The organism is Paludibaculum fermentans, from assembly GCF_051172195.1.
Lineage (GTDB): Bacteria > Acidobacteriota > Terriglobia > Bryobacterales > Bryobacteraceae > Paludibaculum > Paludibaculum fermentans_A.
On the sequence record NZ_JBPJAQ010000002.1, the window covers coordinates 1,035,576 to 1,059,442 of the forward strand.

The following is a 23,867-nucleotide window of genomic DNA, read 5'->3' on the forward strand; positions in this document are numbered from 1 at the left end:
GCACTCCACGGCTGGACCCCAACCGTGTTCATGGCTTTGCCGAGATCCTCGACAATCCTGCGGCATTAGTCATAAAATTAGCACCAAATGACGCGCCTCCTGCTGGCTGGGTTCGCGGTTGTCCAAGCGTTCGCACAGTCCAACTCCTACTTTGGGTCAGTCGACGGCCTCGTGGTGAATTCGCTCACCGCAGCCCCCATCCGCAAGGCGATCGTCACCCTCACGCAACCCGCCGGATCGATCCTTCTCAACGCCGACACCGATGCAGCCGGGCAGTTCCAGTTCACCGGGCTGCCCACGGGGATTTACCAGCTTACCGCCAGCCACGCCGGGTATTTGCCGCGGCCAACCAGGGTCACTGTGACGCTCGCATCGACCGGCCACGCCGCGGCGCCCGCCATCCGTCTGCGGCCGCAAGGTGTAATCAGCGGCCGGGTGCTGGAGGACGACGACGAGCCTGCGCCGGGGGCACTGGTCTGGGTGTACCGGCAGGTCTATCGCCAGGGCCGGAAACGTTGGGAGCGTCTCGAGACGCCCGCAGCCGCCAATGAGGCGGGGGAATACCGAGTTCCCGCTCTTGCACCGGGTACCTATCTCCTCCAGGCCGTCAACCGGCGGATGCAGGCTAACAGTCACTACGGCGACCCCGCTCAACCCGGCACCAGGCCTGCTTCCTTCGTGCCCGTCTACCACCCCAACTCGCTCTCCCGTCAATCGGCCACTCCGGTCCAGGTGGCCATTGGGGCCGAGGTGGGCGGCATCGATATCCGCTTCGTCAAGGTGGCCCGTTCCCGCTTGGTGCATGTCAAAGGAAAAGTCATTGGCGCCCCCTCTGGAGCGCAGGCCACCATTTCCGTTGCCTTCGTGCCTCGGGAGGAGGGCGCTCTGGATGGCGGTTCCGTTTCCACCCGCGGGCCAGACTACGAATTTGACTTGGCCGTCCCGCCCGGCGAATACGATATCCGTGCCAACGTGAACTCCGGCGGACCGGAGGCATACGGCCGTGGAACCCTCAGTGTTGCTGGCGATATCGACGGCGTCGTTGTCGCAATGAGTCCCGCGCCGCTGGTCACCGGACGGTTCGTGCTGGCCGAGAGCGGCGTCAAGTCAAAGCTGGAGGGGATCCGGGTCTTCTTTCTGGACTCGACCATCCTGGAGGGCGACTCGGTGCGATCCGATGCTGCGGGCCGCTTTGTGTTCCCGAACCGGCCACGGCCCGGCCACTACGACATGACGGTGTTGGGCCCACTTCCTGCTGGCCACTATGTCCGCGCCGTCAAGTTGGGTGGAGAAGAAGTCGCACTCAACGGCTTCGAGATCACCGCCTCAACCCAGCTCGAGATCGTCCTCAGCAGCACAGCCGGAACCATCACGGCCTCGGTCATTGACGAGCAAGGCAAGCCGATCCCCGCGGGTGTCGTCACCCTGATCCCCGAGGACGCACGCGCGCAACTGGAGAAACGGGCCGTGGATGACGGCGGGCAGGTTCAGTTCACCAACCTGCGTCCGGGCAAGTACAAGTTGTACGCGTGGGAGGAAATGGAAGACGACCTCTGGCAGGACCCCGAATTCCGCAAGCCATACGCTGCGAAAGCCGCGGAAGTCACCGTAGGCCCGGGAGAAACACAGAGCGCGCAGTTGCGGGTGATTCCGGTGGCGGCGATCCAGTGAGCAAGGCGGGGGACGGCCGGCGAGTACCGGGCTGGTAGGATCGTCTCATATGGAACTGGCGATTCGAGTTCAAATCGAGGAACTGCCCGAGGGCCTATTCCTTGCTACTTCGGACGAACTGCCGGGCCTGGTCGCACAAGGCAGAACTGTCGCCGAAACACTGGAGATCGCGCGGGACGTCGCGCGAAAGCTCATCGAGGCCCGCAGTGAACGCGGTGGAACGCCCAACCTGCCTCCCACCTGTAAACGGCGCGACTGCACGATCGTCGTCGCGGCGTAGTGGGGCGCCGCGTTGGAGATATGCCGGAAGGAACTCTCCGCGCAATCCTGAAGCAGGCCGGAATCGATGTGGAGGGTTTCCTCCAGTCCTGATACTGACATTTTCGGCATGATCATCGATCTACGATATAGTTTCTTCCAGAAGTTATGCCTATCCGCCTGCTACTTGCGGGAACTTTGATTGCGCTATCGAGCTGGGGAGTTCCGGCGGCGAATATCACTCTCGCGGACAGACTCGTTGTCAATAAATCGAAGCGCGAGCTCCTTCTCTACAGGGGGCCGAATGTCATCCGAACCTACCTCGTCGCCCTGGGCCATGAACCCGTTGGGCCGAAACGTCGCGAAGGCGACAATAGGACGCCCGAGGGCATGTACACGATCAACGCCAAGTACGCTAAAAGTGCTTACCACATGGCACTGCAAATCTCTTACCCGAATGCCGCAGACCGAGAGCGGGCACGTCGTCAGGGAGTCCCGCCTGGCGGCGACATCCTGATTCACGGACTGCCCAACGGCCGAGGCTGGCTCGGCGCCGCGCATCGATGGACGGACTGGACCCAGGGTTGCGTGGCAGTCACCGACAAAGAGATCGAAGAGATCTGGCGGTTGGTCGCCATCGGGACGCCCATTCAGATCAACCCTTGATCGAGCAAAGCCTGCTACTGCTCGGCCGGAAGTCCTGCGGCTCAACTGGGAAGCTGAGAGCCGAAAGCCGACAGCTTTCCTCCGCCCGCTCCCCCCACCGGCTGCTACCATACTCTATACACGTCCTGTCCGAGACCTCCGTCGGTCTCCGAACTCCAAAGTCTCTATCAGTCATGCGGTGCCGTGCGGTGGTCCTTCCGCCACGGTCCCTGGGAGGATCATTGAAACATACACAGCGAAAGCTCATTCTTGCGGGACTGACGGCCTCCACTCTCGGCCTCCTGTTTCACGTCACAGCCTGGAACAGTCCGGCACAGTCGAACGACGCGGCCCTCGTCGCTAAAGCCAAAAAGATCCACGACCACGTCATCAAACTCGATACCCATAACGATATCGACGCCTCGAACTTCACGCCCGAGTGCAACTACACCATGCGCCTCACGACGCAGGTGAACCTGCCCAAAATGATCGAAGGCGACATGGACGTCTCGTTCATGATTGTCTACGTCGGACAGGGGCCACTCACCAAGGAAGGCTACGACAGCGCCTACGCGCAGGCAGTCGAGAAGTTCGACGCAGTCCACCGGCTCACTGAGAAAATCGCGCCCGACAAGATCGGACTGGCCCTGACCCCGGCTGATGTCCTTGCGCTCCACAAGCAGAACAAGCGCATCGCTGTCATCGCCGTCGAGAACGGCTATCCGGTCGGCACCGACATCAAGCGCGTCCAGGAGTTCTACGAGCGCGGAGCGCGCTACATGTCCCTCGCCCACAACGGCAACAGTCAACTGGCAGACTCCAACACCGGCGAGGCTCAGGGCTACTACTACAACAACGGCCTCTCCCCATTAGGCCGTGAGGTCATCGCCGAAATGAACCGCGTCGGCATGATGGTCGATCTCTCGCACCCCGCCAAGGGCGCCAATCTCGAAGCGATCCGCCTCTCCAAGGCCCCCGTCATCGCGTCCCACTCCGGCGTGCGCGCGCTGGCCGACGTCAGCCGCAACATGGACGATGAGCAGTTGCTCGCCCTCAAGAAGAACGGCGGCGTCATCCAGATCGTCGGCTTCGCGTCCTACGTCAAGGCGGAGTCGAAGGAACGCTCCGAGGCGCTCAACAAGCTGCGCGAAGAGCTGTTCGGCTCCATGATGGGTGGCCGCGGTGGCCGTCGCGCGGCCGGCGGCGAAGGTGGCGCGGCTCCGGCCAGGGCCTGCCCCCTGGAAACCGAAACCACTTCGGCGGCTCCGGCGGCTCGTCGAGGCGGTGGACGCAACGGCTTCCTCGCCATGCTGCCAGCCGACAAACGCGCTGAGTACGAAAAGCGCATGGCCGAGATCGATGCCAAGTTCCCGCCCGCACCCAAGGCCAACGTCCAGGACATGGTGAACCACATCGACTATGCTGTGAAGCTCATCGGGATCGACCACGTGGGCATCTCCTCCGACTTCGATGGCGGCGGCGGCATTGAGGGTTGGAATAGCGCCTCCGAGGCATTCAACGTGACCCTGGAGCTGGTCAAACGCGGCTACACGGAAGAACAGATCGGCAAACTCTGGAGCGGCAATCTGCTGCGCGTCTGGGGTGAGGTCGAGAAGGTCTCCAAGAAACTGCGCAAGAGCTAACGGAGGCAGTCCGGACGGGGCGGTTGATTCCAAATCCATTGCCCCGTCCGGTCGCTCCGCTTCCCACCCACCACCCTCTCCCCGTCCGCGCCATCCACTCATTCCGGTCTACAGTATTCGCGATTCTTCGATCGTAGTGTCCCGTAATCAATCCTCGTCTTGTCTGGATTGAATTCGCCGGACTCGCCGCTCATCCTCACCCGCATAACTCCAAAATAATCAGCCTCACATTGTGGATTGTCATTCTCCGGCTCGATAAACTATCCGCAATATGTCTCCCAGGTGGATCGGTATTCGCGCCAGCGCGGTGATTACCATTCTCGGCAGTCTGGCCACCTTGCTCGTGTCTGTATTCATCCTGCTCTTCGTGATAGTCAGCCCGCCCCTGCCGGAAACGCCCGCGCCGCCCGCCCCTGTCAAATGGATTGCGATCGCGACGGCGAACGTGAACCTCCTCCTGACAGCCTGGGGCATCGCCACCGCTGTTGGGCTCTTCCGTCGGCGCCCGTGGTCGCGCATCTCCATTCTTGTCTTCGCGACCATCCTGGCTTTCTTCGGGGCAATTACCCCCTTGATGATGTTTGCCATCACAATACCGGAAACACCCGGCACCGATCCCGCGATGATCCCCATCATTCGAGGCTTCGTCGGTGCATTCTACGCCGGGCTGGGGGCGATCGGCATCTGGTGGCTGGTTCTGTTCAATCTCAAGCGGAGCAAGGCCTACTTTGCGACGACGGAACTGGCGGGGGAGAATTCTCGCCCACTCAGCATCAGTGTCATCGCCGGGTATTTCCTGCTTGGTGCATTGATCATGCTGCCGATGGCTGCATTCCGCTTCCCGTATATGTTCCTCGGCGTGATTTTTACGGGCTGGCCGGCGATTGCACTCTACCTCCTGCTTGTGGCACTCCATGGATACGTCGGGATCGGCTTGCTCCGCCTGCGCGAATCCGCCAGGGTCACGGGGCTTTGGTATTTCGTAGTGATGGCGGTCAGCGGGCTGCTTTCCATGGTGCCGTCCAGGCAGCAGGAGCTCATGCGTCAGTTGACCGTGACTTACCCCTGGATGAACCAGCCCGGTCAGCAATCCTACCAACCGCAGATCCACTGGCCGTTCTACCTGATCATGATCGCGTTGGCTGCTGTGCCCGTCTATTTCCTCATCCGCCGCCGCGCCGCCTTCCAGCCGGTGCCGGTCATAACCCAATCCAGCGGCCCTGGCGAGACACCCCACGAGCTTCCATTCGGCGGCCCGGCGGAACCCGAAGCCACAGCAGCAGGGCAGGGGCAGGATCCAGACAGCGTGGACTGAGAACCGCCTCCCCTTGACTCCAATTCTTCCTCCTGCTCGAATGCAGGCAGATGCGCATCTGCGTCGCCCACCTCATTTGCGCTTCCCTGACTTTCGCGAACGGCCCGCCATTCATCCCTGGTTGCACCGACAATCAACTGTCCGCCACGTCCAGCGGAGGCTCCGCCATGGGCAACACCTACAGGCGTGTAACTCTCACGAATGTCTCCAGTATCGAGTGCCGCCTCGCAGGACCACCGCGCGTGGAGCAATACGACAAGCATGGCCGGCGCACCAAAACCGCCCCTGAATGGCCGGCAAACAGCCTAGCGGCCGGAGAAGGAGCCCGCTCCCTCGCGCTCGCGCCCGCCCGCTGGGCCGTTTTTGAGATTCACACCTTGAGCAGCACCGGCTACGACCCCGGCCGAAACTGCGGAGTCCGCCTGGCGATCCTCCTACCGCAGTCCCGCAAGAGCGTGATCACCTTCCCAGTTGAATCGTGCGGCCCCGTCCGGATCTCCGGGTATTTGCCCGGCCCGTAGCCGGCATGGCCCACTCCTCAAACAGCACGGGGAGGATACCCATCTGTGCCTGCCCGACGCTCACTACACTGAAGCCGCATCTATGACAGCCTCGACCGGCTCTACGCGGATTACACAACGAACACCAGCCGTGATCGGGATCTGCAGTTTCTGGCCGCACTCGACGCCAAACCCGGCCAGGCCGCCGTACTCGTCCAGCGTCTCTTCCTGGACCCTCCACCTCACTCCTCGATTCTCGAAACAGCGCTTCCCGGACTGACTCTTCAGGCTCCGCCGCTTGCCTTGCCGGCCGTTCTGCGGCAGGGCCTTCAATGCGCCGGCGCCCCCAGCCCCGCGCCGGGCCCGCCCAAAACGCTTGCCGCAACGGTCCGGCTTGCACGTCCTGTGCTAAACTCCTGCGAGAGGACAAGCCGCCTGATGCAGCAGGAAAGTCGGCTGACCCGCATCGGGGTTTGCCTGACAGTTTTCCAGCATTCGAAATACCACCCGTGGCACGCCCTGCGTGCGCTGCTACTGCTGCTTCTCCTCCTGGCTCCCTACGCTTCCAGCCTGCTCCTACTGCAGGGCCCTGCGAAATCCGATTGCGGCATGCAGTGCTGCAAGCGCTCCAAGGTCTGTTGTTGCCGCCGGAACACCGAGAGCCAACATGGTGCGGGTTGGGCCGCTCTGTCGAACTGCCCCCCAGGCTGTGGCCGCGTCGCTGCCGTGCCTGGAACCTCCACCGCCAGCCTTGTCCCGTGCCGCGTCGACATCTGCCCGGTCGCGCCCGTCCAACACGTTCGCCCTTCCGCCTTGCCAGTGAACGGGTCCAGGTCCGCGGCTTTCGCGCTCTTCGAACGACCCCCACCTCAGCTCTATCCTCTCTACCATTCCTAACCGGAGTCGCCTCCCGATTGTCCGCGCGCGCCGAATCCTCGCTCAGGTTCCATTCGGCCTGAATAGGGTCGCTGGCGCGTAGCGCATCTGCCCTTCAAATGCAGATGAGCCGCAGGCCCTCGCGCTGGGCCCAAGGTCGCCATCGGAGCAACTCCGGTTCCGCGAACTTTGGGAATCCGGCCTGTGCTCGGCCTTTGCCGAAAAAGAGCTGGAGGGGACGCCCCGAAAGTCTTCCGGATCGGTGGATCACTCTTCAGGCCAGGCGAGTTACCTCACCCTTTTCAAGATCTGCGTTCCCTGCACTATGAGGGGCCGCTTGCTCAACCGGATTTTGGCCAAACCCTGCTGACGGCCACGGCCGAAATCACATTGCGAGGATCAAATGACCACAACACGACGTGAACTCCTATCCACTACGCTGATTGCTGCGCTGCCGGCGATCTCCTCCGCGCAGGTGAAGCCCTCTGCCTTCACCCTGCCAAGGCTTCCATATCCAGTCGACGCGCTTGAGCCATACATCGACGCCCGGACGATGGAAATCCACCACGGCAAGCACCATCAGGCCTACGTCGACAATCTGAACAAGGCGCTCTCCGCCCATCCGGAACTGGCGCAATCAGGCGTGCAGTCCGTTCTGGGCAATCTTGCCGCTGTCCCGGAGTCCATCCGCCAGGCTGTTCGTAACAACGGCGGCGGACACCTCAACCATTCGCTGTTCTGGCAAACACTTGGCCCGGCGAAGACCGCGCCGAAAGGCCGTCTCTCCTCTGCAATCGACAAATCGTTCGGCGGCCGTTCCGCCTTCGAGGAGAAGTTGCGCGCGGCTGGCCTTTCGGTCTTCGGCAGTGGCTGGGTGTGGGTCACGGCCAAAGGCAGGGACACTCTCCAGGTGGAGACCTCGCCCAACCAGGACGGCCCCTGGCTCGCCGGCGCCACCCCGCTGTTCGGCCTGGACGTCTGGGAGCATGCCTACTACCTCAAATACCAGAACCGGCGCGCCGACTACCTGGCGGCGCTCCTTCAGGTCGTGAACTGGGAGTTCCTCACAGACCGCTATATCGAGATCACGAAATAGGGCGGGCCGGGCGCCGCCGCCTGCCCCCTCTCGCTCCACAATGACTAAACCTCATTTCACCGACAGATCTGCGAATCGCGCGCTGGTCCTCCTCTCCGTCCTGGGGGGCCTGTTCTTGTGGACCTTCGCCGATGCCGCCTTTCTGCGCAGCCGGCGCTCTCCGGTCCTCGCCTCCGAAGCCGCCTGGACCGGACGCTTGAAACTCACCGATCTGTGCCTGCTGCCCGAGGCGCGCTACACCCGTCACCTCTCGCAGGCCGACCTCCACAGCGCGTTTCAGGACCATCCCGCCGCACTGGAACACTTCCCCAGTGGTTCCCTTGTTCCGCCGCCGCCCTCAGTCACTAAAACCCATGCGAACCTGGATTGAACAGCAAAAATACCTGATCGACTTCACGCTCTCCTCACTGGCGCGCCGTAAGTCAAAGTGCCTGAGCCTGCTGCTCATCTACACCCTCATCGTGTTCCTGCTGGCCTCCGTCATGCTGTTTACACACGCGCTGCGCCGGCACGCCGCACTCGCCCTGGCCCATGCGCCCGACGTGGTCGTTCAACGCATGGTCGCCGGCCGCCACGACCTCATCGCCTCCTCTTACCTCGACCGCATTGGCGATCTGCGCGGCGTGCGGAAGAAGGAGGCCCGCCTGTGGGGCTATTACTTCGATCCGGTGTCGCGGGCAAATTCGACGGTCATGGTGCCGTCGGCCGGCACGGTCCCTGAGGTTGCCCATGGCCGCGTGGTGCTGGGCGCTTCCATGGCACGCTCCTTTGGCACTGGCTTACGAGATACGCTCGTACTCCAGTCATACGCAGGCGACGTGTTCACCTTCGCCGTGGCCGGTATCCTGCCAGTCGAGTCGGACCTCGTCACCGCGGACCTCATCCTGGTCAGCGAAGACGACTTCCGCTCCTTTTTCAACTACCCGCCCAATCACTACACCGATATCGCCCTCACCGTCGCCAATCCCCAGGAGTTGCGCAACGTCGCCGCCAAGCTCGCCCGCCGCCTGCCGGACACCCGCGCGATTCTGCGCGACGAGATCCTCCGCACCTACGAGTCCATCTTCAGTTGGCGCGAAGGCATCGTCCTCGTCCTGCTTTCGGGCGCCGTCCTCGCCTTCGCCATCTTCGCCATGGAAAAGGCCACCGGACTCTCCGCCGAAGAGAAACGGGAGATTGGCATTCTCAAGGCCATCGGCTGGGAGACCGGCGACGTCATCCGCATGAAGTTCTGGGAAGGGGCTCTCGTCTCGTTCACCGCTTTCCTGCTCGGCTACACCGCCGCCTATTTGCACGTCTTCCGTTTCTCCTCGGGCTTGTTCGCGCCTGTCCTGAAAGGGTGGTCCACGCTCTACCCGCGGATGGCACTCAGCCCGGCCCTGGACGCCTTCCAGGTGGCCACCTTGTTCTACTTCACCGTATTCCCCTATGCGCTGGCCACCATCGTGCCCATCTGGCGCGCCGCTGTGACTGACCCCGATTCCGTGATGCGCGGGTAACCATGATCGAACTCTCGGACATTCGAAAAGCCTATAACCAGGGACGCGAGAACGAAATCTGGGCCTTGAACGGTATCGACCTGCGCGTCGACGCCGGACAGGTCACCGTCCTCTTCGGTCCCAGCGGCTCAGGCAAGACAACGCTCCTCACCGTGTTGGGGTGCCTCTCGCGGCCCACCAGCGGCCGGGTGCGGCTCAATGGCCGCGACATCTCCGGCCTCCCCGAACGCTTCCTCACCGGAATCCGGCGCAGCACTTTCGGCTTCATATTTCAGCAATTCAACCTGATCAAGGGACTGACAGCGCTGGAGAATATCATGCTCCCGGCTTATCCCCTGGGTGGCGATTGGCGCGCCCTGCGGCATCGCGCCGAGGCCCTGCTGGACTCTCTCCGATTGGGCCATCGCCGTTCTTCCCGCGTCGAATGGCTCTCTGGCGGCGAACAGCAGCGCGTCGCCATCGCACGCGCTCTCATCAACGACCCCGAAGTGATCATCGCCGACGAACCGACCGCCAATCTCGACACAGCACTATCGGGAGAGTTCCTCGACATCCTCGAATCGCTGCTGGGCCACGGACGCACCATCCTCCTCACCAGCCACGATCCGCTGGTCGTTGAAGCATCGATCGTCCGCCGTATCGTAACCCTGCGCGATGGCCGCATCGTGGAGGAGCGCTGAATGCTCTTCCAGCCCGCCATTCTCGCGCTGCTGCTGGCATCAGCCGCCAACGTGGTCGTGATCTGCGCCATCGCCCCGTTCGCCATCTCCATCCTTTGCCATTGGGATACCTCCAGCGGCAGCGAGCGGCAACTGCTCTTGGAACGCCGCACTTACCTGGTCTCTACCCTGCTCACCTGCGTCCTGGCTACCCAGTTGCTTGCCCTGCTGCTCTTCGTCTTCAATGCGGACCGCATGGCGCCCCTGTTCGTGGCCGCCATGTGCGCCGTCGGCACCCTGAACGTCAATGAATTCGGCTTTCCGGCTCTCTTCGCTCAAATGACCGTCTTTTTCCTCGCCGCCCTGTGGCTGGCCATTCACCATGTCGACATCCAGGCGCCGGACTACCCGCTGGTCCGTATCAAATACCTGCTGTTGCTGGGCATCGCTCCGGCCCTGGTGGCAGCGTTCGTCCTTCAACTTCGCTACTTCCTGGCCTTGAAGGCGGATGTCCTCACCTCCTGCTGCTCCCGGCTCTTTTCCGGAAGCGCCAAGGGCGTTTCGGCCGATCTCACAGCCTTGCCGCCCCAGCCGGCAATGATCGGTTTCTACATCGCAATGCTCACCGCCCTGGCTGCCGCTGTCTACACTGCCGTGCGCAAACGCGGCGGCTTCGCCCTGGCCATCGCCAGTCTGGCGGCCTTCTTTGCAGCCCTCGCGGCGATCGTCTCCTTCCTCTCCCTCTACGTCTACGAGCATCCTCACCACCACTGCCCCTTCTGCCTGCTCAAAGCCGAATACGGCTACCAGGGCTACCTGCTCTACCTTCCGCTGTTCACCGCCACGGCCTGCGGACTTGCGGCCGGCGCTGTGGAGGCTTTCGCACAAGTCGCCAGCCTCCGCAAAGTCGCGCCCCTCGTCTCCAGTCGCCTGGCTCGTGTCGCCGCCGCGGGCTTCGCGCTCTTCCTGGTGATCTCCACAGTCATCATTCTGCGATCCCATCTCATCCTCATCGAAAACAACGGGATGCCCTTCTCATTCCTGGGCAACCCGCCTGTCAACCTCATCACCTTGCAAGGAGTAAAACCATGAATCGTCGAAATCTGCTGAATCGTTCGCTCACAATTGCCGGCGCTGCCGGTCTAGCCTCGGTCCTCGATGCCCAGCACACCGGCCCCGCCAACACGATGCCCGCGCAGGCCGAAACGAAACCGGCGGCCGATCCCGAACCTCACGTCGATGACATCGGGAAATTCCCGAAATGCAACTACTGCGGAATGGACCGGAAGAGGTTCCACCATTCCCGCATGCTGCTCCACTATCTCGACGGCACGGCCGAAGGCGTCTGCTCCATCCGTTGCGCCGCCACCAGCCTCTCTCTCAACCTGGGCCGCGGGACCAAAGCCCTCTGGGTCGGCGACAATGCCGCTTCCGCCGAAATCAAACCACTCACCGACGCCGAAACTGCCACTTACCTTGTCGGCAGTTCCCTGCGTGGCGTCATGACCCGCCGCAGTAAGGTCGCTTACAGTACCGCCGCCGCGGCCGAAGCCTCCAAGGCGGCCAACGGGGGAGAGTTGGCCGATTTCGACAAGACCCTGCTGGCCGCTTATACCGACATCGCCGAGGCCGTCGCCATGAGCCGCAAGACCCGCGAAGAGCGCATCAAACGCATGCAGAAGAAATTGGAGCAGTAGTGCGCGCCCTCTGCGCTGTCCTGCTAGGGGCGCTCTGCGCCTCGCCCCAAACCGGTCCTGCCGGCGGAGCCCCTCCGGTCACAGTGGCCAGGCCCGGTCTCCGCGACTTATGCCCGGTCTGCGGCATGATCGTCGCCAAGTACCCAAACTGGGTCGCAACCGTAGCCTGGAAAGACGGCCATGCCCATCACTTCGACGGGGCCAGGGACCTCTTCCGGTTCCTTCAGGCGCTGCCCAAATATGCTCCTAATCGCAAACGCAGCGACATCCGCCTGATCGCGGTCACTGAGTTTTACGATCTCAAGCAGATCAGCGCGGAGGAGGCGTACTATGTCATCGGCTCCGATGTCATGGGGCCGATGGGCCACGAATTGGTCCCCTTCTCAACCAAGGCCGACGCCGAAGATTTCCTCAAGGACCATCGCGCCCGGCGAATCCTTCGGTTCCGCGAGGTCACACCCGAGCTTCTCACCAGGTTGGAGGCTGGCAAGTTCTAAACATATTGCATCAGCCGGCCGGAAATGGTGGTTGCTCCCACCCAACGCCCGTTACACTGAAGGCGCATGAGTGACAGCATCGACCAGCTCTACGCGGATTACAGGGCGAACACCAGTCGTGATCGCGATCCCCAATTGCTGGCCGCACTCGACGCCAAACCCGGCCAGGCCGCTGTGCTCGTCGAACGCCTCTTCCTCGACCTTCCAAACCACTCCTCCCTGCTTGAAACAGCGCTGCTGGGTCTGGCTCCGGAAGAGTTTGCGCCGCTCGCCCTCAAAGCCGTCACCACTCTGCGCCGCGACCCTTGCCATGACGCCGCGCAGGACTTCGTCTCCCATACCAGTTTGCAGGCGCTGCCTGCGCTCCACACCCACCTGCAGGAGTTGTTCTACCTGCAGCCGAATTGGACCACCTATTACGCCATGTGGCCCTGGCGGGAGACCGGCGCCTCCGAGTTCGCATTCCTCCAAAGGCACGCCGGGTCCGGTACCACGTTCTGGGAAGGCGGCCCCAGCAGGACGACGCAGCGCGCCGCCTTGGAAGCCCTCTTCGAAACGCGGGCATTCGAAATTCTCCAATTCCTGGAAGGCCGCCTCAATCCGGAAGACTTCCAACACCGTGCGCGGGATATTGGGATGGAGAGCTCAGCTGCGGGCTATACCCGCCTCTACAGCGAACAGCCCTTCCACATTTCTTTCCCGGCCGGCTACTTTGACGGAATCCCGTTCCCGTCCGGCTCGCTGCCCATGCCCGGCCTGGAAGTACAGGATCTCCACCTCCCCCAGCAGCACACCTTTGGGGGAGAAGGTACCGGCGAGTGCCTCGGCTGTCACCAGCGGCTTGTCAATCTTCTCACGCTCAATTCCATCCCCCCCGGCCTGGGCGTCACCGGGCTCCGCCGGTTGTCGCTCCAGGTGTGCTTTTCCTGCCTGGATCTGGGCATGCTCTTCTATGAACACGACCACCTGGGGAATACCTGCGAAGCTTCCCAGTCCAAACGCGAGGCGGCCGGACGGATGGAGGATTGCGGCCCCCTCCGCCCGGCAACGGTGCATCTCATCCGCACCCCCGCACGGTGGAGGTGGCAGGACTGGGGCGTGTCCAACTCGCGCGAGAATCTGAACCGCCTCGGCGGCCATCCCGCCTGGGTACAGGGCGCGGATTACCCTGCCTGCCCCCAGTGCCGCCAGGCGATGATCCATCTCCTCCAACTCGACTCGGATCTGCCGCTGCACGATGGCGGCGAATGGCTGTGGGGCAGCGGCGGGTGCGGCTATGTGAGTTGGTGCGACCGCTGCAAAATCAGCGCGGTCCACTCACAGTGCACCTGACCACCTCCGCTTCCGCTCCTTCCTCGCCGGCGCTCGGAACGCGCTCAATGGGGCAGGTGCACCCAAGCTCTCAGGCTGCATTGGTTATCCCGGTTACCGGAAAGCGTTGAGCATCGCATCAAACTCCGCATGGTGCGATTTGGCGTGGGCGTCATCGCCGGCCCGTCCAGGCTTCCACCCAGCAGCGGCCCCGCCTCCAGGATCGAGATGTTCCCTCCAGGGACATCGCCGTCCCGGATCATGAACGCGGCTGCCGCGAGGGAACCAATCCCCCCACCCACCAGATAAGCTTTTGACTTCATAATGACGGCCTTTCGCAAATGAACGCCAACAGTTGCATGCCCCGGTCCCTGCATCCCTGGGACCAATGTCGACTTCAACGATTTCCACTGGAGTGTGGGGCTGCTGACATTGCCGCCTGGTTTGGGGCCGCCACCCCGGCTGACCTTATGAGGTCAAGTGACAGCATTCAGCCGGTGCGGGACGCATCGCCCGCCTCCTTGTGCTTAGGCCAGTCACCTGCAACGCCGCTGCCGGGCAGCAGTGCTGCGCTCATTTGCTTTTGGCCTGCATCGTGCTTCTACGAGAGACGGAAACGCAAATGAATCACGAAACCGCCGTTCAACTGCTACACCGGGAAGCCGCCCGGCAACATGAGCTCGCGGCTCATTCGCATCGCACCGCCTCTGAGCACAACGAAAGAGGCGATAACGAGGCTGGCAACTGGCACGCCCAACGGGCCCTTCAGTACGCCGACCGCGCTTACACTCTCGCCAGGGAAGCACACGAAAAATCCGGCCGGATAGGGAGCCTTTGAACAATGTCTACTAACCAGCTCAACGCATCCGTTCGTCAACAACATCAACAGGCCGCCGAAATCCATACCCGCGCTGCGCAAGCTCATCTGGCTGCGGCCGACTCCCGCGAAAATCAGGCTCCGCAAACCGGTCAGAAGCGTTCCAGTCAAGCGCTGGAGCACTCTCAACAGGCCTACAATCGCACCGGCCGTTTGCATCTGGACGGTGTGCCCGGGGATGGGCCGGGCGGCTTCAACCATCAACAAGTAGCCATCCTTGCTCATTCGTTGTGGGAGGCCAGGGGCTGTCCCTATGGATCGCCTGACGACGATTGGTTTCGCGCCGCACAACAACTGCACGATCGCGCCGGGATCCGCGCAACGTAATCGCATGCTCCTGCCCAGCCGCCACGCAGGCTGCGCCCCTGATGCCGGGTCAGGCCAGTCACGTGCAGTCACAAACCCATGAGCAAGCAAAATGAAGTTGCGAGAACCTACCCCACGGCTCCCATTCACGAGGACCAGGGTGGTCCCGGTTCTGCCGGCCAGTCGGGGGACACGCAGGGGTTATCGGACGTGGCCGAAGCCGGATCCGAAAGCGTGAAGGAACTCCTCGAAGAAGGACAGTATTTCGAGGCCGAAGTGCTCCTGGGCGTGGAAGCGGCCGCGGATCGCGATACCGCGGAGGTAACGTCCAGCGAAGTCCCCGATGAGGAGCTTTCGCCGGAGCAACGCGACAAAATCGCGAAACGGGAGGAGACGCAAGGCTAGGGAACCTGATCAGCGGCAACACCCTAGGTTCCCTCGGCCCCTACCGGTCACCCTGGCGGGTAGACCGGAACCGCTGCAGCACACGCCGGCGGCCTGACAACCCTCCGTCGATGGAATCCAGCCCCGAAGCTTTCCCAAATCAGCCGAATGGACGCACGCCCGTCCATTCGACCGATTTGTGCGGCAGCGCACTCAACGCGCCGTGGGCCGCTCCACATGCTCCACCACCAGGAATTCCCGGCTCCCCTGCGCCGGCTCCAGCTTCAACCCCAACTCCTGCAAGGCAGCGAAAATCGACGGAGCATTCCGGCTCTGTGCCGCATCAACAAACCGCGCCAGGTCACCCCCCGGCAAATAGCGGGGCGTCGCCTCGCTCACCCCAAACCTGATGTGGATATCGTACTGGCCCCCAAGGCCTGTCCTGTCGACCACCGGACGGTCCAGCACCAGGTCCAGCATTTGCGCGAACTCCGCCAGTGTCGACCCCTGCGCGTCCACTGTCGGCGGTTGAACACCCACCCGCGTCTTGCAGTATTCCTGGCCCGCCGGAAGTTCCGGCAGCGGCATCTTCAACGGCATCGGCACGCAGCTCCCGGCCGCGAACGCCTTCAGCCGCGATGGGCCTGCCTCCACCGTCAGCGCATACACCGCGACAGCCCGGCTCTCTCTGCGAATCTTCAGCCGGAACTGTTCCTCCAGCAGCGCCTGCAGCATCGGCCCCTGCATCAGGTCCTCGCTCGGCTGCCCGTCCGCCCTGGCTTCAATATCGAACCGTTCGGAGCGGATCCACTCCGGGCCGCCCGTAATCGGCAGCAGTCCCGTCCGATGCTGCTGCCCGCCGGCGAACCGCACATACGCCCGCTGGATCAGGCCCGTGTGGTCCGCCTCCGCCAGGGACATGCAGCCCGTGTTCAGCCGGCCGTCGGAAACCGAATAGCCAGCGCCGCCCTTCAACCCAGGCATGCCGCTGCAACTCCTGATAGCCGCTGCTTCGAATCGCGGAGCGGCCGTCTGCGCCCGAGCCAGCGGAGCGTTCATCACACCCAGCACCAGCGGAGCCGCAACAACCAGCAGTCCCGCGAAAGTGAGCACCGCCTTCTGTGTGAAGGTCAGTGCCCGTGTACGGTGATTCGCCATAATCGCCTCGATTCTCTTTCTGAGGTTGGCCCCGGTTACCCCTGACACGCACGCCAGGGGCGATTCCACGTACAGCTTGCAGATACTCACAATTCCTTCGGCGTACTCGCGCGGATCACCACCCAGGCTCAGCACTTCCTCGTCGCACGCCCGCTCGCGCTCCTCCACCAATCGGGCACCCAGCCACCACACCAGCGGATGGAACCAGAACGCCGCCTCCACCACCATGTGGATCGCCGCATACAGGTTGTCCCGGCGCCGCACATGACACACCTCGTGCGCGACCACTGCCCGCAGTTGCGCCGGCGTCAAATGCTCCGCGATCCCCTGCGGTAGCAGTAACACGGGCCGCACCAGCCCCACTACACCCGGCTCCAGCAGGCCCGGCGCACACCGCACCTCCACCGCGGCCGCCACGTCCACTGGCCTGCTCGCCCGCAACGCCGCACGGATCCTGCCCCAGTCCCGAAACCGGACCCAGGCCACGCCCGCCAGGCCCAGCCCCCACACGCCCAGCCACGCGAACGCCGCCAGCCCGCGAGTCTCTGGCCTAGCCGTCGTTGCCCCTACTACCGTGTCCGCCGGCAGGCCCATCGGTGACGCCACCAGCCTCATCACGGGAGCCCCCATCCGCACTGCAATCGACCCGCGCGCCGGAGCCCAAACCACCTCATTGCCCAGCATCATCAACAGCGAGAACGGCACACAGAACTTGACCGACGCGCAGAACCATAACCAAAAACGGACCTTGGCCCCGTTCCTGCGAAACCCCAGCGTCACCAGCGCGACCGCGCCGGCGAACAGCGTCGACTGCAACAGGTGACTCACCACGGCGCCCGTCATCCCTTCGCCGGCCCTGGCCCGGATTTCCGCTGCTCGTCCAACGCCTGAATCGTCTTTTCCAGTTCGTGAACGTCATCCAGTGTCAGCTTCCCGGCCTCCGCCAGTTGCGCCATCATCGGCTGCGCCTTTCCTCCGAAAAAGCTCAGAATCTCGTCCAGCAACCGGTGCCGCGTCACATCCCGCGCCACGGTCGGTTCAAAGATATCGGCGTTCCCAATCTTCCTGACACGGCGCACCGCCTTCTTGCCCTCCAGCCGGTAAACCGTAGTCTGGATCGTCGTATAAGCCGGCCGCGGGGCAGGGAAGTCTTCCTGAATCTCACGGATCGAAGCCTTCCCGTGGGACCACAAAGCCTCGAGAATCTGCAACTCCAACTTGGTCAGTTTCGCGTGTTTCATAGGCTCGCCCAACTACATCGTGTCTGATGCTACTATGTTGTAGTAGATCGGTCAATAGAATTTGTCAGCCCTTGCCCTCTGTGCCTTCGGAGAGGGCACCCACCCGCAGCTACGAAGTGACACCACCCCTTAGGGGGGAGCTGCTCATGGCCGACAATTACCCCCATCTGAGGACCCCGCCCCCACCCTTGCGGTGTGAAATGGGGGATAAAACCCCTAGGTGCCATAAGGTTTTTCCCGGATCCGCCGATCAATGCTTCAGCGGCAGTCCGTTTGGACCAGCCGCCAGCGTGTCTTCGACCTATGTAATTGGGGAGCCAAAGCTGCCATGAACTCCGAGCCCGCCGATCGATACCTTTGTTCCAGTCTCGTCTCAATTCATTTGCCGGCCACCGGCAGACGGGAACGGAAACTGGATGCGAACCTGGAAGAAATCAGTGCCTCACGAGCCTATCTGAATGTGGAGGAGCCTCTTCAGCCCCCGCTCGCTCTGCGCATCATCTGTACTGACAACAAGGGAAAGCACCGCTTCGACGGGGTGGTGACCGGATCCTTCAGCGATCCCGCGGCCGGCTGCTACATCGAAGTGGAGTTCAACCCTGGCACCACCTGGTCGCCCGAACTCTTCAAACCGAACCACATGGTTCGAGCCAGCACCATCCTCGGCATGCCCTCTGCGGAGCCACCCCCGCGCACCGTCGGCTGCGACCGCGGTGTCTGCCCCAAGGAAGTCCTCTCCGGACTCTTTGACCCCCAGGCCCCTCTCACCGGCCGGGTGCGCGCCGTCGCCAAGCAGGTCGCCTCTCTCTGCGGCGCAATGACAGACAAGGAAACCGTCGGTTGCTTCGAAACCCTCTTCGGGGCTGGAGCCGAGTGCCGCCTCTTCACCGAATTCCAGGAATCCTACGCGCAAGGGCGCAAACTCCAGGCTCGCCCCCACCACCGCACCCTTCGTACACGCTTCAACGGCCTGATGCAACTGGCCAACGCTATTCCGCGTGAAGTCGTCAGGTCCAAGTGCGGCCCGGACCGGACCTCCAATCTGATCCACCTCCACCTGCCGGAAAGGTAGACTTCGTTCGATCTTTGTCCTGTCACTGCCGGGCGCGCCCGGCTCTACAAGCTCGCCGGTTCACCCCGGACTAGGCCTGCCCTGACGCCCCCAGCGGCCCCTCCACCCAGCGGCTAGCCCGCGGCGTGCCGCTCGCCTGCAGCCGCCAGGCCAGTCCCAGCAGGCACACTGCCTGGAATCCGAAGAACGACCCCACCCACAGAATCTCCGAATGCGTCGCTGGCGCCGGCTTCATCAATATAAAGGCCAGTGCATACGCCAGCGATCCGGCACACGCCAGCCCCAGTATCCACACCTCCGCCGCACTCCGCGGCAAACCCCTGGCCGCCGCCAGCATCAGTGCGCCAAGGCTCCCCGCCATCACCACCAGCAGCCCCGCAATCGTCCGGAATGCGACCCCGGCGCCGAACAGGCCCAGCAACAACACACCCAGTGCGCCCAGCGCCACCCCATTGACCACCAAAGGCCAGCACAGGTTGCGGCGAAGCCGCCAGACGCCCGCCGCCACGCTGCACAAGCCGGCCGCCAGTGCCAACCAGCCCAGAATCTCAGTTGTTCCGCGCACCGCGGCATGCCGCCAGGTCAAGGAACCATCAGGCGCCAGCATGAACGACCACCCGGCGCAAAGCACCGCATTCAGTAGCCCGCACAGCGCCAACAGCCCCCAATTCCCTCTGAGCGTTTGCATGGAATCAGCCTCCAGGGACGCAGTCCTTTGAAACTGCCTGCCGTACTGCGACAAGTTCAGCCTAACCGCAGATCAGGTGAAGTGTATCCAAATTAATGCACACCCAAATGGCCATTCCGCCCATCCCTCTTTCCGGCCCAAAGACGCCCGCAAACTCGGTCCTGAAGAATCAGATCTACAATTGGAAGTAACGGCCCGCGCCGAGTGCGGTAGGAGTCAACCATGGCCCGCGTGGCCGCCAAAGCCGAGGAAGCCACCCGACAAACCCCAGTCCCGAGGCGCAAGCAAAGGGCTACCAGCGTGTTATCAAAGGTTTTGACGATAGTCCCAATCGCCGTCCAAGCGCAGGACCCCGATGCGAACCCCGACCGTCAGGGAGGGGTCCCCCCCACGCTGCGAACCGCGACTGGCAAGGAGTCCCCCATGCCCCTCCGGGCCGCCAAAGCGAAGGAAGCCGCTGCGAACCCCGACCGTCAGGGAGGGGTCCCCACCGCGCTACGAACCGAGCACGGCAGAAAGCCGGCCCCCGCACCATCGCGTCTTCAACGGAGCGGGCCACGCTCGAAGGATCGCCTTCCACACAGCCACCCCTGCCCCAAACCGCGGCCACAGCCCACGAGTCGCTCACATCGACTGACCCACTCGACTCCGCCTTCAGAAACCCAAACACCGTCCGCTGCCTGATACTCAAGGGAGAGAACCTGCAATGACCAGTAGAACCAAAGCCGCCTGCCAGATTGGAATGTATGGGCTGGGGCCAATGGGCCGCAGCCTGGTGTTGAACCTGGCCGATCACGGCTACGCCACCGCCGCCTACAACATCACGGCGGACCTCACCTGGCAGTTGATGAAGGTACCAGAACTGCCTGGCCTGGTGACGCCCTTCTTCAACGAGCACGACTTCATCGCCGGGCTGAAACAGCCGCGCACCGTAATGATCATGGTCAAGTCCGGCTCTCCTGTCGATCAGGTCATCGCGCGCCTGCTGCCGCTGCTCGATCCGGGCGACATCATCATCGAAGGCGGCAACTCCGACTTCCGCGACACCGCCCGCCGCCTGCGGGCCGTCAACGAGAAGGGCGTCATGTATATCGGCGCCGGCGTCTCCGGCGGCGAAGAGGGCGCTCGGCGTGGACCCTCCCTGATGCCCGGCGGCAACCGCGAGGCGTGGCCGCTGGTCAGGGAACTGCTGCAGTCCATCGCCGCGCGCAATCCGCAGGGCCAGCCCTGCTGCGAATGGATCGGGCCGGAGGGCGCGGGTCACTTCGTGAAAACGCATCACAACGGAATCGAATATGGCGTGATGCAGGTGATCGGCGAGGTGTGTTGGGTCATGCGCGCCCTCGGCCTCTCGAATAGCGAGATGGCCGATACGATGGACGGCTGGAACCGCCACATGAAGGCGTTCCTGCTGGAGATCACGGCGCAGGTGCTCCGCGCCCGCGACGACGATGGCTCGCCCTTGCTCGATCACGTACTCGACGTCGCCGGAGCCAAAGGCACGGGTGCGGGCACCGTGGTCAGCGCGCTGGACCTCGGACAGGCCGTCAATATCCTGGCCGCCGGCGTGGCGGCGCGCCTCATGTCCACCAACCGGCCGCGGCGCCTCGAGATCCGCGACGCCTACAAGGTGCCGGAGCCTGTGCTCACCGGCCCGCCCGAGGAGTGGAAAGAGAAGCTGGGCCTCGCGCTGGAAGCCGCTTTCGCCCTCGCCTACGCACAGGGCTTCACGACACTCGAAGAGGCGTCCATCCAATACGGCTGGAACCTCAACCTCCCGCAGATCGCCTCCATCTGGGGCGGCGGCTGCATTATCCGCGCCCAGATCCTCAACGAAATCGCCGCGGCCTTTACCGCCGATCCCAAGCTGGACACCCTGCTGTTGGCCCCGGCATTTGTCGAATGCATCGGCCGCGGAGTGCCGGCCCTACGGGAAGTCGTCTCGGCCTGCGTCATGGCGGGACTCCCGGTGCCGGCCATGAACAGCGCCCTGTCCAACTTCGACAGCATGCGCAGCCCGGGCCTCATCTCGGCCAGTGTCATCGCCCTGTTGCGCGACCTCTTCGGAGCCCACACCTTCCAGCGCCTGGACCGCCCCGGCACCTTCCACCGCGACTGGCAAAGGGACGTCGCCCGCTAGATCCTCAATACCTCCGCAAAGCCGGGGCGGATCGCCCATCATCTCGCCCCGGCACGGCATCTCTGGCTCATCTGGGTTTTGAGTCAGGATCGCCGGGCGCCACGACGCCCCGCAGTCACGCCCTTTGTCCCCGCTCGAGCAGCACCCGCCGCTTCAACCTCGGCTACAGATTCTGTGTCACCCCAGCCATTCGCACAACGCCTGGGCTCCCAGTCTTCCTTATTCAGTACCTTAAGATCCGGAATATGACAACTTGTCCGGACCTCCCATTTCGGCATTGGAACCGGACAATCTGTCCGGCCAGAATCTACCGCTGTCAAAATAAGTCGTTTACTTTCAACACAAACCGAACCACGATGGATCGGCCTTTGCCGTGCAACCGCTTACCTCGTGAAGCGGCAGCCATCACTCTGCCGGGAAAGCGAAACGAAAGATCATGAGGCAGCAGTATTCACGCGAGTTCAGGATGATTGCCGTCCTGTGTTTGACGGCAGGTCTTTGCCTCGCGGGTGACAGGAAGATCGCCAGGGACCTCGAGTCCTTGCCGGCCAATGGCGTCGCTGAAGTCGTGGTCCAATATACGGTCGAGCCCAAGGAAGCGCATATTAAGAAGGCGAAGGACTGCGGAGCCGAAAAGCGGAAGGTCCTCACGGCTGGCAACGCCATCGTCTATTCCGTTCCGGTTCAGTCACTGGCCGCGATCGCGGCCGACCCCGAAGTCGCCTACATCAGCCCCGACCGCCTGGTGCGACCCAGTTCCTTCGAAACCGCCCGTGCCACCGTCCTGGCCGACATCGCCCAGAACAGCGGTTGGGACGGCCAGAGTATTGTCGTCGCGGTCATCGATAGCGGCATCTATGGCTCTCATCCGGATCTGAAGGACAGTCAAGGTAATAGTCGCGTCATCTACAGCGAGAATTTCGTCCCCGGCACCACCACCACCAGCGATCAATTCGGACATGGCACTCACGTCGCAGGGCTCATCGCTGGCAACGGCGCATCCTCCACCGGCGGATACGCGATCACCACCATCGCCGGCATCGCGCCCAAGGTCCAGTTGGTGAGCCTGAAGGTCCTCGACGCGGCCGGCAATGGCAGTGACAGCAATGTCATTCTGGCCATCGACCGGGCCATCAGCCTCAAAAAGAAGTTCGACATCCGCATCCTCAATCTGTCTTTGGGCCGGCCCGTCTACGAGAGCTACAAGACAGACCCGTTATGCCAAGCCGTGGAGCGGGCCTGGAAAGCAGGAATCCTGGTTGTCGTTGCCGCTGGCAATGATGGCCGCAACAACCTCTTTGCCACCAATGGCTACGGGATGATCAGCTCGCCTGGCAACGACCCGTATGTCCTCACCGTCGGCGCCACCCGGACCCTGGGCACGCCCAGCCGCATGGACGACGCCATCACCAGCTATAGTTCCAAAGGCCCCACCGCCATCGATCATCTGGTCAAACCTGATCTGGTCGCCCCCGGCAATCGACAGGCCTCCCTCATGACCCTGGGCGTCTACTTCTCTGCGAACTACCCCGCGAACCTCATCCAACTCAGCGAATACACGACCTTTAAGTCAGCCTTTCCCTCTCTCTCCTACTACTCCCTCAGCGGAACCAGCATGGCGACCGGCGTAGTCAGCGGTGCAGCCGCACTGCTCCTGGAGAAGTCGCCGAAGCTCACCCCGGACCAAATCAAGGCGCGCCTCATGAAGACCGCCTCCAAGACCTTCCCCGCTTACACCACGGCGACCGATCCCATCACCGGCCAGGTATTCACCAGCCAAAGTGACATCTTCACCGTCGGCGCGGGTTACCTCGACGTCATGGCGGCACTCAACAGCACCGACACGGCAACCAGGAATGCCACCTCGCCGGCAGTCCGCTACGATGCCGCCTCCGGAAACGTCTTCTTTGTCGCTGACTCCGGCGCAGTCTGGGGAACCGGAGCCGTCTGGGGCACCGGCGCAGTCTGGGGCACGGGCGCAGTCTGGGGTACGGGCGCGGTCTGGGGCACCGGCGCGGTCTGGGGCACACAGACCCTCCAGGGATTTGGAGCAGTCTGGGGTACTGGGGCCGTTTGGGGCACAGGGGCCGTTTGGGGTACTTCCTCCAAGTCCAGTCTCACCTCGCTGGCCACAGTCACCTCCGGTGAGCAGATCTCCATCGCAATCTATGGCGACAAGTAGATCAGCCTCCCGCAACGCATGGATTCCATGGGCCGGAACTCAGCTTCGGCCCCTTCCTTGCAGCCCTTGGGTACCAGTTGGCGATTAGTGCTTCTACCTATATTCAACGACGGCCGATCTGTCGAGCTATAAGGTATAGGCGAATCTCCGCT

At 63.0% G+C, this 23,867-nt stretch carries 23 protein-coding genes and 1 pseudogene; 19 read left to right on the plus strand and 5 right to left on the minus strand.

The window, feature by feature from the left end:
- Positions 1 to 87 precede the first annotated feature (87 nt).
- The 6 genes from ACR9Y2_RS30820 to ACR9Y2_RS30845 all read left to right on the plus strand — a co-directional run bounded on the left by ACR9Y2_RS30820 (position 88) and on the right by ACR9Y2_RS30845 (position 6,053).
- Positions 88 to 1,671, plus strand: a complete 1,584-nt coding sequence (locus ACR9Y2_RS30820; RefSeq protein ID WP_435045719.1) for an MSCRAMM family protein — start codon at positions 88 to 90, stop codon at positions 1,669 to 1,671.
- 49 nt (positions 1,672 to 1,720) lie between these two features.
- Positions 1,721 to 1,951, plus strand: coding sequence for a type II toxin-antitoxin system HicB family antitoxin (locus tag ACR9Y2_RS30825; RefSeq protein WP_435045720.1), 231 nt, complete (start codon positions 1,721 to 1,723; stop codon positions 1,949 to 1,951).
- Between the two features lie 146 nt (positions 1,952 to 2,097).
- A complete protein-coding gene (locus ACR9Y2_RS30830; protein ID WP_435045721.1) occupies positions 2,098 to 2,595 on the plus strand; it encodes a L,D-transpeptidase family protein in 498 nt (165 codons plus the stop codon).
- A gap of 221 nt (positions 2,596 to 2,816) precedes the next feature.
- Positions 2,817 to 4,217, plus strand: coding sequence for a dipeptidase (locus ACR9Y2_RS30835; protein WP_435045722.1), 1,401 nt, complete (start codon positions 2,817 to 2,819; stop codon positions 4,215 to 4,217).
- A gap of 271 nt (positions 4,218 to 4,488) precedes the next feature.
- Positions 4,489 to 5,532 (plus strand): hypothetical protein, encoded by a 1,044-nt coding sequence (locus tag ACR9Y2_RS30840; RefSeq protein WP_435045723.1) that lies wholly within the window; start codon positions 4,489 to 4,491, stop codon positions 5,530 to 5,532.
- A gap of 50 nt (positions 5,533 to 5,582) precedes the next feature.
- Positions 5,583 to 6,053, plus strand: coding sequence for a DUF4232 domain-containing protein (locus ACR9Y2_RS30845; RefSeq protein ID WP_435045724.1), 471 nt, complete (start codon positions 5,583 to 5,585; stop codon positions 6,051 to 6,053).
- Positions 6,054 to 6,116: 63 nt separating this feature from the next.
- On the opposite strand, the gene ACR9Y2_RS30850 is transcribed toward ACR9Y2_RS30845, so the two are convergent.
- Positions 6,117 to 6,278, minus strand: a complete 162-nt coding sequence (locus ACR9Y2_RS30850; RefSeq protein ID WP_435045725.1) for a hypothetical protein — start codon at positions 6,276 to 6,278, stop codon at positions 6,117 to 6,119.
- 1,033 nt (positions 6,279 to 7,311) lie between these two features.
- On the opposite strand from ACR9Y2_RS30850, the gene ACR9Y2_RS30855 reads away from it, so the two are divergent.
- The 8 genes from ACR9Y2_RS30855 to ACR9Y2_RS30890 all read left to right on the plus strand — a co-directional run bounded on the left by ACR9Y2_RS30855 (position 7,312) and on the right by ACR9Y2_RS30890 (position 13,688).
- On the plus strand, positions 7,312 to 8,004 hold the full coding sequence (locus ACR9Y2_RS30855; RefSeq protein ID WP_435045726.1) for a superoxide dismutase: 693 nt from the start codon (positions 7,312 to 7,314) through the stop codon (positions 8,002 to 8,004).
- A 40-nt stretch (positions 8,005 to 8,044) separates the two neighbouring features.
- Positions 8,045 to 8,374 carry a hypothetical protein gene (locus ACR9Y2_RS30860; RefSeq protein WP_435045727.1) on the plus strand — a complete coding sequence of 110 codons (330 nt, stop codon included), beginning with the start codon at positions 8,045 to 8,047 and terminating at the stop codon, positions 8,372 to 8,374.
- Positions 8,358 to 9,503 carry an ABC transporter permease gene (locus ACR9Y2_RS30865; RefSeq protein ID WP_435045728.1) on the plus strand — a complete coding sequence of 382 codons (1,146 nt, stop codon included), beginning with the start codon at positions 8,358 to 8,360 and terminating at the stop codon, positions 9,501 to 9,503. The genes ACR9Y2_RS30860 and ACR9Y2_RS30865 overlap by 17 nt, the downstream gene beginning before the upstream one ends.
- Positions 9,504 to 9,505: 2 nt before the next feature.
- On the plus strand, positions 9,506 to 10,183 hold the full coding sequence (locus ACR9Y2_RS30870) for an ABC transporter ATP-binding protein (RefSeq protein WP_435045729.1): 678 nt from the start codon (positions 9,506 to 9,508) through the stop codon (positions 10,181 to 10,183).
- On the plus strand, positions 10,184 to 11,254 hold the full coding sequence (locus ACR9Y2_RS30875) for a hypothetical protein (protein ID WP_435045730.1): 1,071 nt from the start codon (positions 10,184 to 10,186) through the stop codon (positions 11,252 to 11,254).
- The gene (locus tag ACR9Y2_RS30880; protein WP_435045731.1) at positions 11,251 to 11,859 is read left to right on the plus strand and encodes a nitrous oxide reductase accessory protein NosL; all 609 of its coding nucleotides are present in this window, start codon (positions 11,251 to 11,253) and stop codon (positions 11,857 to 11,859) included. The genes ACR9Y2_RS30875 and ACR9Y2_RS30880 overlap by 4 nt, the downstream gene beginning before the upstream one ends.
- Positions 11,859 to 12,356 carry a nitrous oxide reductase accessory protein NosL gene (locus tag ACR9Y2_RS30885; RefSeq protein WP_435045732.1) on the plus strand — a complete coding sequence of 166 codons (498 nt, stop codon included), beginning with the start codon at positions 11,859 to 11,861 and terminating at the stop codon, positions 12,354 to 12,356. Before ACR9Y2_RS30880 ends, ACR9Y2_RS30885 begins: the two co-directional genes overlap by 1 nt.
- A gap of 66 nt (positions 12,357 to 12,422) precedes the next feature.
- The gene (locus ACR9Y2_RS30890) at positions 12,423 to 13,688 is read left to right on the plus strand and encodes a hypothetical protein (protein ID WP_435045733.1); all 1,266 of its coding nucleotides are present in this window, start codon (positions 12,423 to 12,425) and stop codon (positions 13,686 to 13,688) included.
- A 161-nt stretch (positions 13,689 to 13,849) separates the two neighbouring features.
- Here the strand turns inward: ACR9Y2_RS30890 and ACR9Y2_RS30895 are convergent.
- Positions 13,850 to 13,990, minus strand: a pseudogene (locus ACR9Y2_RS30895) (oleate hydratase); the annotation flags it as partial.
- A 518-nt stretch (positions 13,991 to 14,508) separates the two neighbouring features.
- Between ACR9Y2_RS30895 and ACR9Y2_RS30900 the strand changes: the two are divergent.
- Complete coding sequence (locus ACR9Y2_RS30900; protein ID WP_435045734.1) at positions 14,509 to 14,871, plus strand: DUF2934 domain-containing protein; 363 nt, start codon at positions 14,509 to 14,511, stop codon at positions 14,869 to 14,871.
- Positions 14,872 to 14,949: 78 nt separating this feature from the next.
- On the plus strand, positions 14,950 to 15,255 hold the full coding sequence (locus ACR9Y2_RS30905) for a hypothetical protein (RefSeq protein WP_435045735.1): 306 nt from the start codon (positions 14,950 to 14,952) through the stop codon (positions 15,253 to 15,255).
- A gap of 192 nt (positions 15,256 to 15,447) precedes the next feature.
- Here the strand turns inward: ACR9Y2_RS30905 and ACR9Y2_RS30910 are convergent, their stop codons facing one another.
- Both ACR9Y2_RS30910 and ACR9Y2_RS30915 read right to left on the minus strand, forming a co-directional pair.
- On the minus strand, positions 15,448 to 17,235 hold the full coding sequence (locus tag ACR9Y2_RS30910; protein WP_435045736.1) for a M56 family metallopeptidase: 1,788 nt from the start codon (positions 17,233 to 17,235) through the stop codon (positions 15,448 to 15,450).
- Complete coding sequence (locus ACR9Y2_RS30915) at positions 17,232 to 17,633, minus strand: BlaI/MecI/CopY family transcriptional regulator (protein WP_435045737.1); 402 nt, start codon at positions 17,631 to 17,633, stop codon at positions 17,232 to 17,234. The genes ACR9Y2_RS30910 and ACR9Y2_RS30915 overlap by 4 nt, the downstream gene beginning before the upstream one ends.
- A 328-nt stretch (positions 17,634 to 17,961) precedes the next feature.
- On the opposite strand from ACR9Y2_RS30915, the gene ACR9Y2_RS30920 reads away from it, so the two are divergent.
- Positions 17,962 to 18,705 carry a hypothetical protein gene (locus ACR9Y2_RS30920; RefSeq protein ID WP_435045738.1) on the plus strand — a complete coding sequence of 248 codons (744 nt, stop codon included), beginning with the start codon at positions 17,962 to 17,964 and terminating at the stop codon, positions 18,703 to 18,705.
- 70 nt (positions 18,706 to 18,775) lie between these two features.
- On the opposite strand, the gene ACR9Y2_RS30925 is transcribed toward ACR9Y2_RS30920, so the two are convergent.
- Positions 18,776 to 19,393 carry a hypothetical protein gene (locus tag ACR9Y2_RS30925; protein WP_435045739.1) on the minus strand — a complete coding sequence of 206 codons (618 nt, stop codon included), beginning with the start codon at positions 19,391 to 19,393 and terminating at the stop codon, positions 18,776 to 18,778.
- A gap of 706 nt (positions 19,394 to 20,099) precedes the next feature.
- Between ACR9Y2_RS30925 and gndA the strand changes: the two genes are divergently transcribed.
- Positions 20,100 to 21,533, plus strand: a complete 1,434-nt coding sequence (gene gndA, locus ACR9Y2_RS30930) for an NADP-dependent phosphogluconate dehydrogenase (protein ID WP_435045740.1) — start codon at positions 20,100 to 20,102, stop codon at positions 21,531 to 21,533.
- A 436-nt stretch (positions 21,534 to 21,969) separates the two neighbouring features.
- Positions 21,970 to 23,715 (plus strand): S8 family peptidase, encoded by a 1,746-nt coding sequence (locus ACR9Y2_RS30935; protein ID WP_435045741.1) that lies wholly within the window; start codon positions 21,970 to 21,972, stop codon positions 23,713 to 23,715.
- Positions 23,716 to 23,867 lie beyond the last annotated feature (152 nt).

Excerpts from the sequence above, each read along its gene's own strand:
- ACR9Y2_RS30820 (WP_435045719.1), top strand. The coding sequence starts at position 88 with ATGACGCGCCTCCTGCTGGCTGGGTTCGCGGTTGTCCAAGCGTTCGCA.
- ACR9Y2_RS30825 (WP_435045720.1), top strand. The coding sequence starts at position 1,721 with ATGGAACTGGCGATTCGAGTTCAAATCGAGGAACTGCCCGAGGGCCTA.
- ACR9Y2_RS30830 (WP_435045721.1), top strand. The coding sequence starts at position 2,098 with ATGCCTATCCGCCTGCTACTTGCGGGAACTTTGATTGCGCTATCGAGC.
- ACR9Y2_RS30840 (WP_435045723.1), top strand. The coding sequence starts at position 4,489 with ATGTCTCCCAGGTGGATCGGTATTCGCGCCAGCGCGGTGATTACCATT.
- ACR9Y2_RS30845 (WP_435045724.1), top strand. The coding sequence starts at position 5,583 with ATGCGCATCTGCGTCGCCCACCTCATTTGCGCTTCCCTGACTTTCGCG.
- ACR9Y2_RS30855 (WP_435045726.1), top strand. The coding sequence starts at position 7,312 with ATGACCACAACACGACGTGAACTCCTATCCACTACGCTGATTGCTGCG.
- ACR9Y2_RS30860 (WP_435045727.1), top strand. The coding sequence starts at position 8,045 with ATGACTAAACCTCATTTCACCGACAGATCTGCGAATCGCGCGCTGGTC.
- ACR9Y2_RS30865 (WP_435045728.1), top strand. The coding sequence starts at position 8,358 with ATGCGAACCTGGATTGAACAGCAAAAATACCTGATCGACTTCACGCTC.
- ACR9Y2_RS30870 (WP_435045729.1), top strand. The coding sequence starts at position 9,506 with ATGATCGAACTCTCGGACATTCGAAAAGCCTATAACCAGGGACGCGAG.
- ACR9Y2_RS30875 (WP_435045730.1), top strand. The coding sequence starts at position 10,184 with ATGCTCTTCCAGCCCGCCATTCTCGCGCTGCTGCTGGCATCAGCCGCC.
- ACR9Y2_RS30880 (WP_435045731.1), top strand. The coding sequence starts at position 11,251 with ATGAATCGTCGAAATCTGCTGAATCGTTCGCTCACAATTGCCGGCGCT.
- ACR9Y2_RS30890 (WP_435045733.1), top strand. The coding sequence starts at position 12,423 with ATGAGTGACAGCATCGACCAGCTCTACGCGGATTACAGGGCGAACACC.
- ACR9Y2_RS30900 (WP_435045734.1), top strand. The coding sequence starts at position 14,509 with ATGTCTACTAACCAGCTCAACGCATCCGTTCGTCAACAACATCAACAG.
- ACR9Y2_RS30905 (WP_435045735.1), top strand. The coding sequence starts at position 14,950 with ATGAGCAAGCAAAATGAAGTTGCGAGAACCTACCCCACGGCTCCCATT.
- ACR9Y2_RS30910 (WP_435045736.1), bottom strand. The coding sequence starts at position 17,235 with ATGACGGGCGCCGTGGTGAGTCACCTGTTGCAGTCGACGCTGTTCGCC.
- ACR9Y2_RS30915 (WP_435045737.1), bottom strand. The coding sequence starts at position 17,633 with ATGAAACACGCGAAACTGACCAAGTTGGAGTTGCAGATTCTCGAGGCT.
- ACR9Y2_RS30920 (WP_435045738.1), top strand. The coding sequence starts at position 17,962 with ATGAACTCCGAGCCCGCCGATCGATACCTTTGTTCCAGTCTCGTCTCA.
- ACR9Y2_RS30925 (WP_435045739.1), bottom strand. The coding sequence starts at position 19,393 with ATGCAAACGCTCAGAGGGAATTGGGGGCTGTTGGCGCTGTGCGGGCTA.
- gndA (WP_435045740.1), top strand. The coding sequence starts at position 20,100 with ATGACCAGTAGAACCAAAGCCGCCTGCCAGATTGGAATGTATGGGCTG.
- ACR9Y2_RS30935 (WP_435045741.1), top strand. The coding sequence starts at position 21,970 with ATGAGGCAGCAGTATTCACGCGAGTTCAGGATGATTGCCGTCCTGTGT.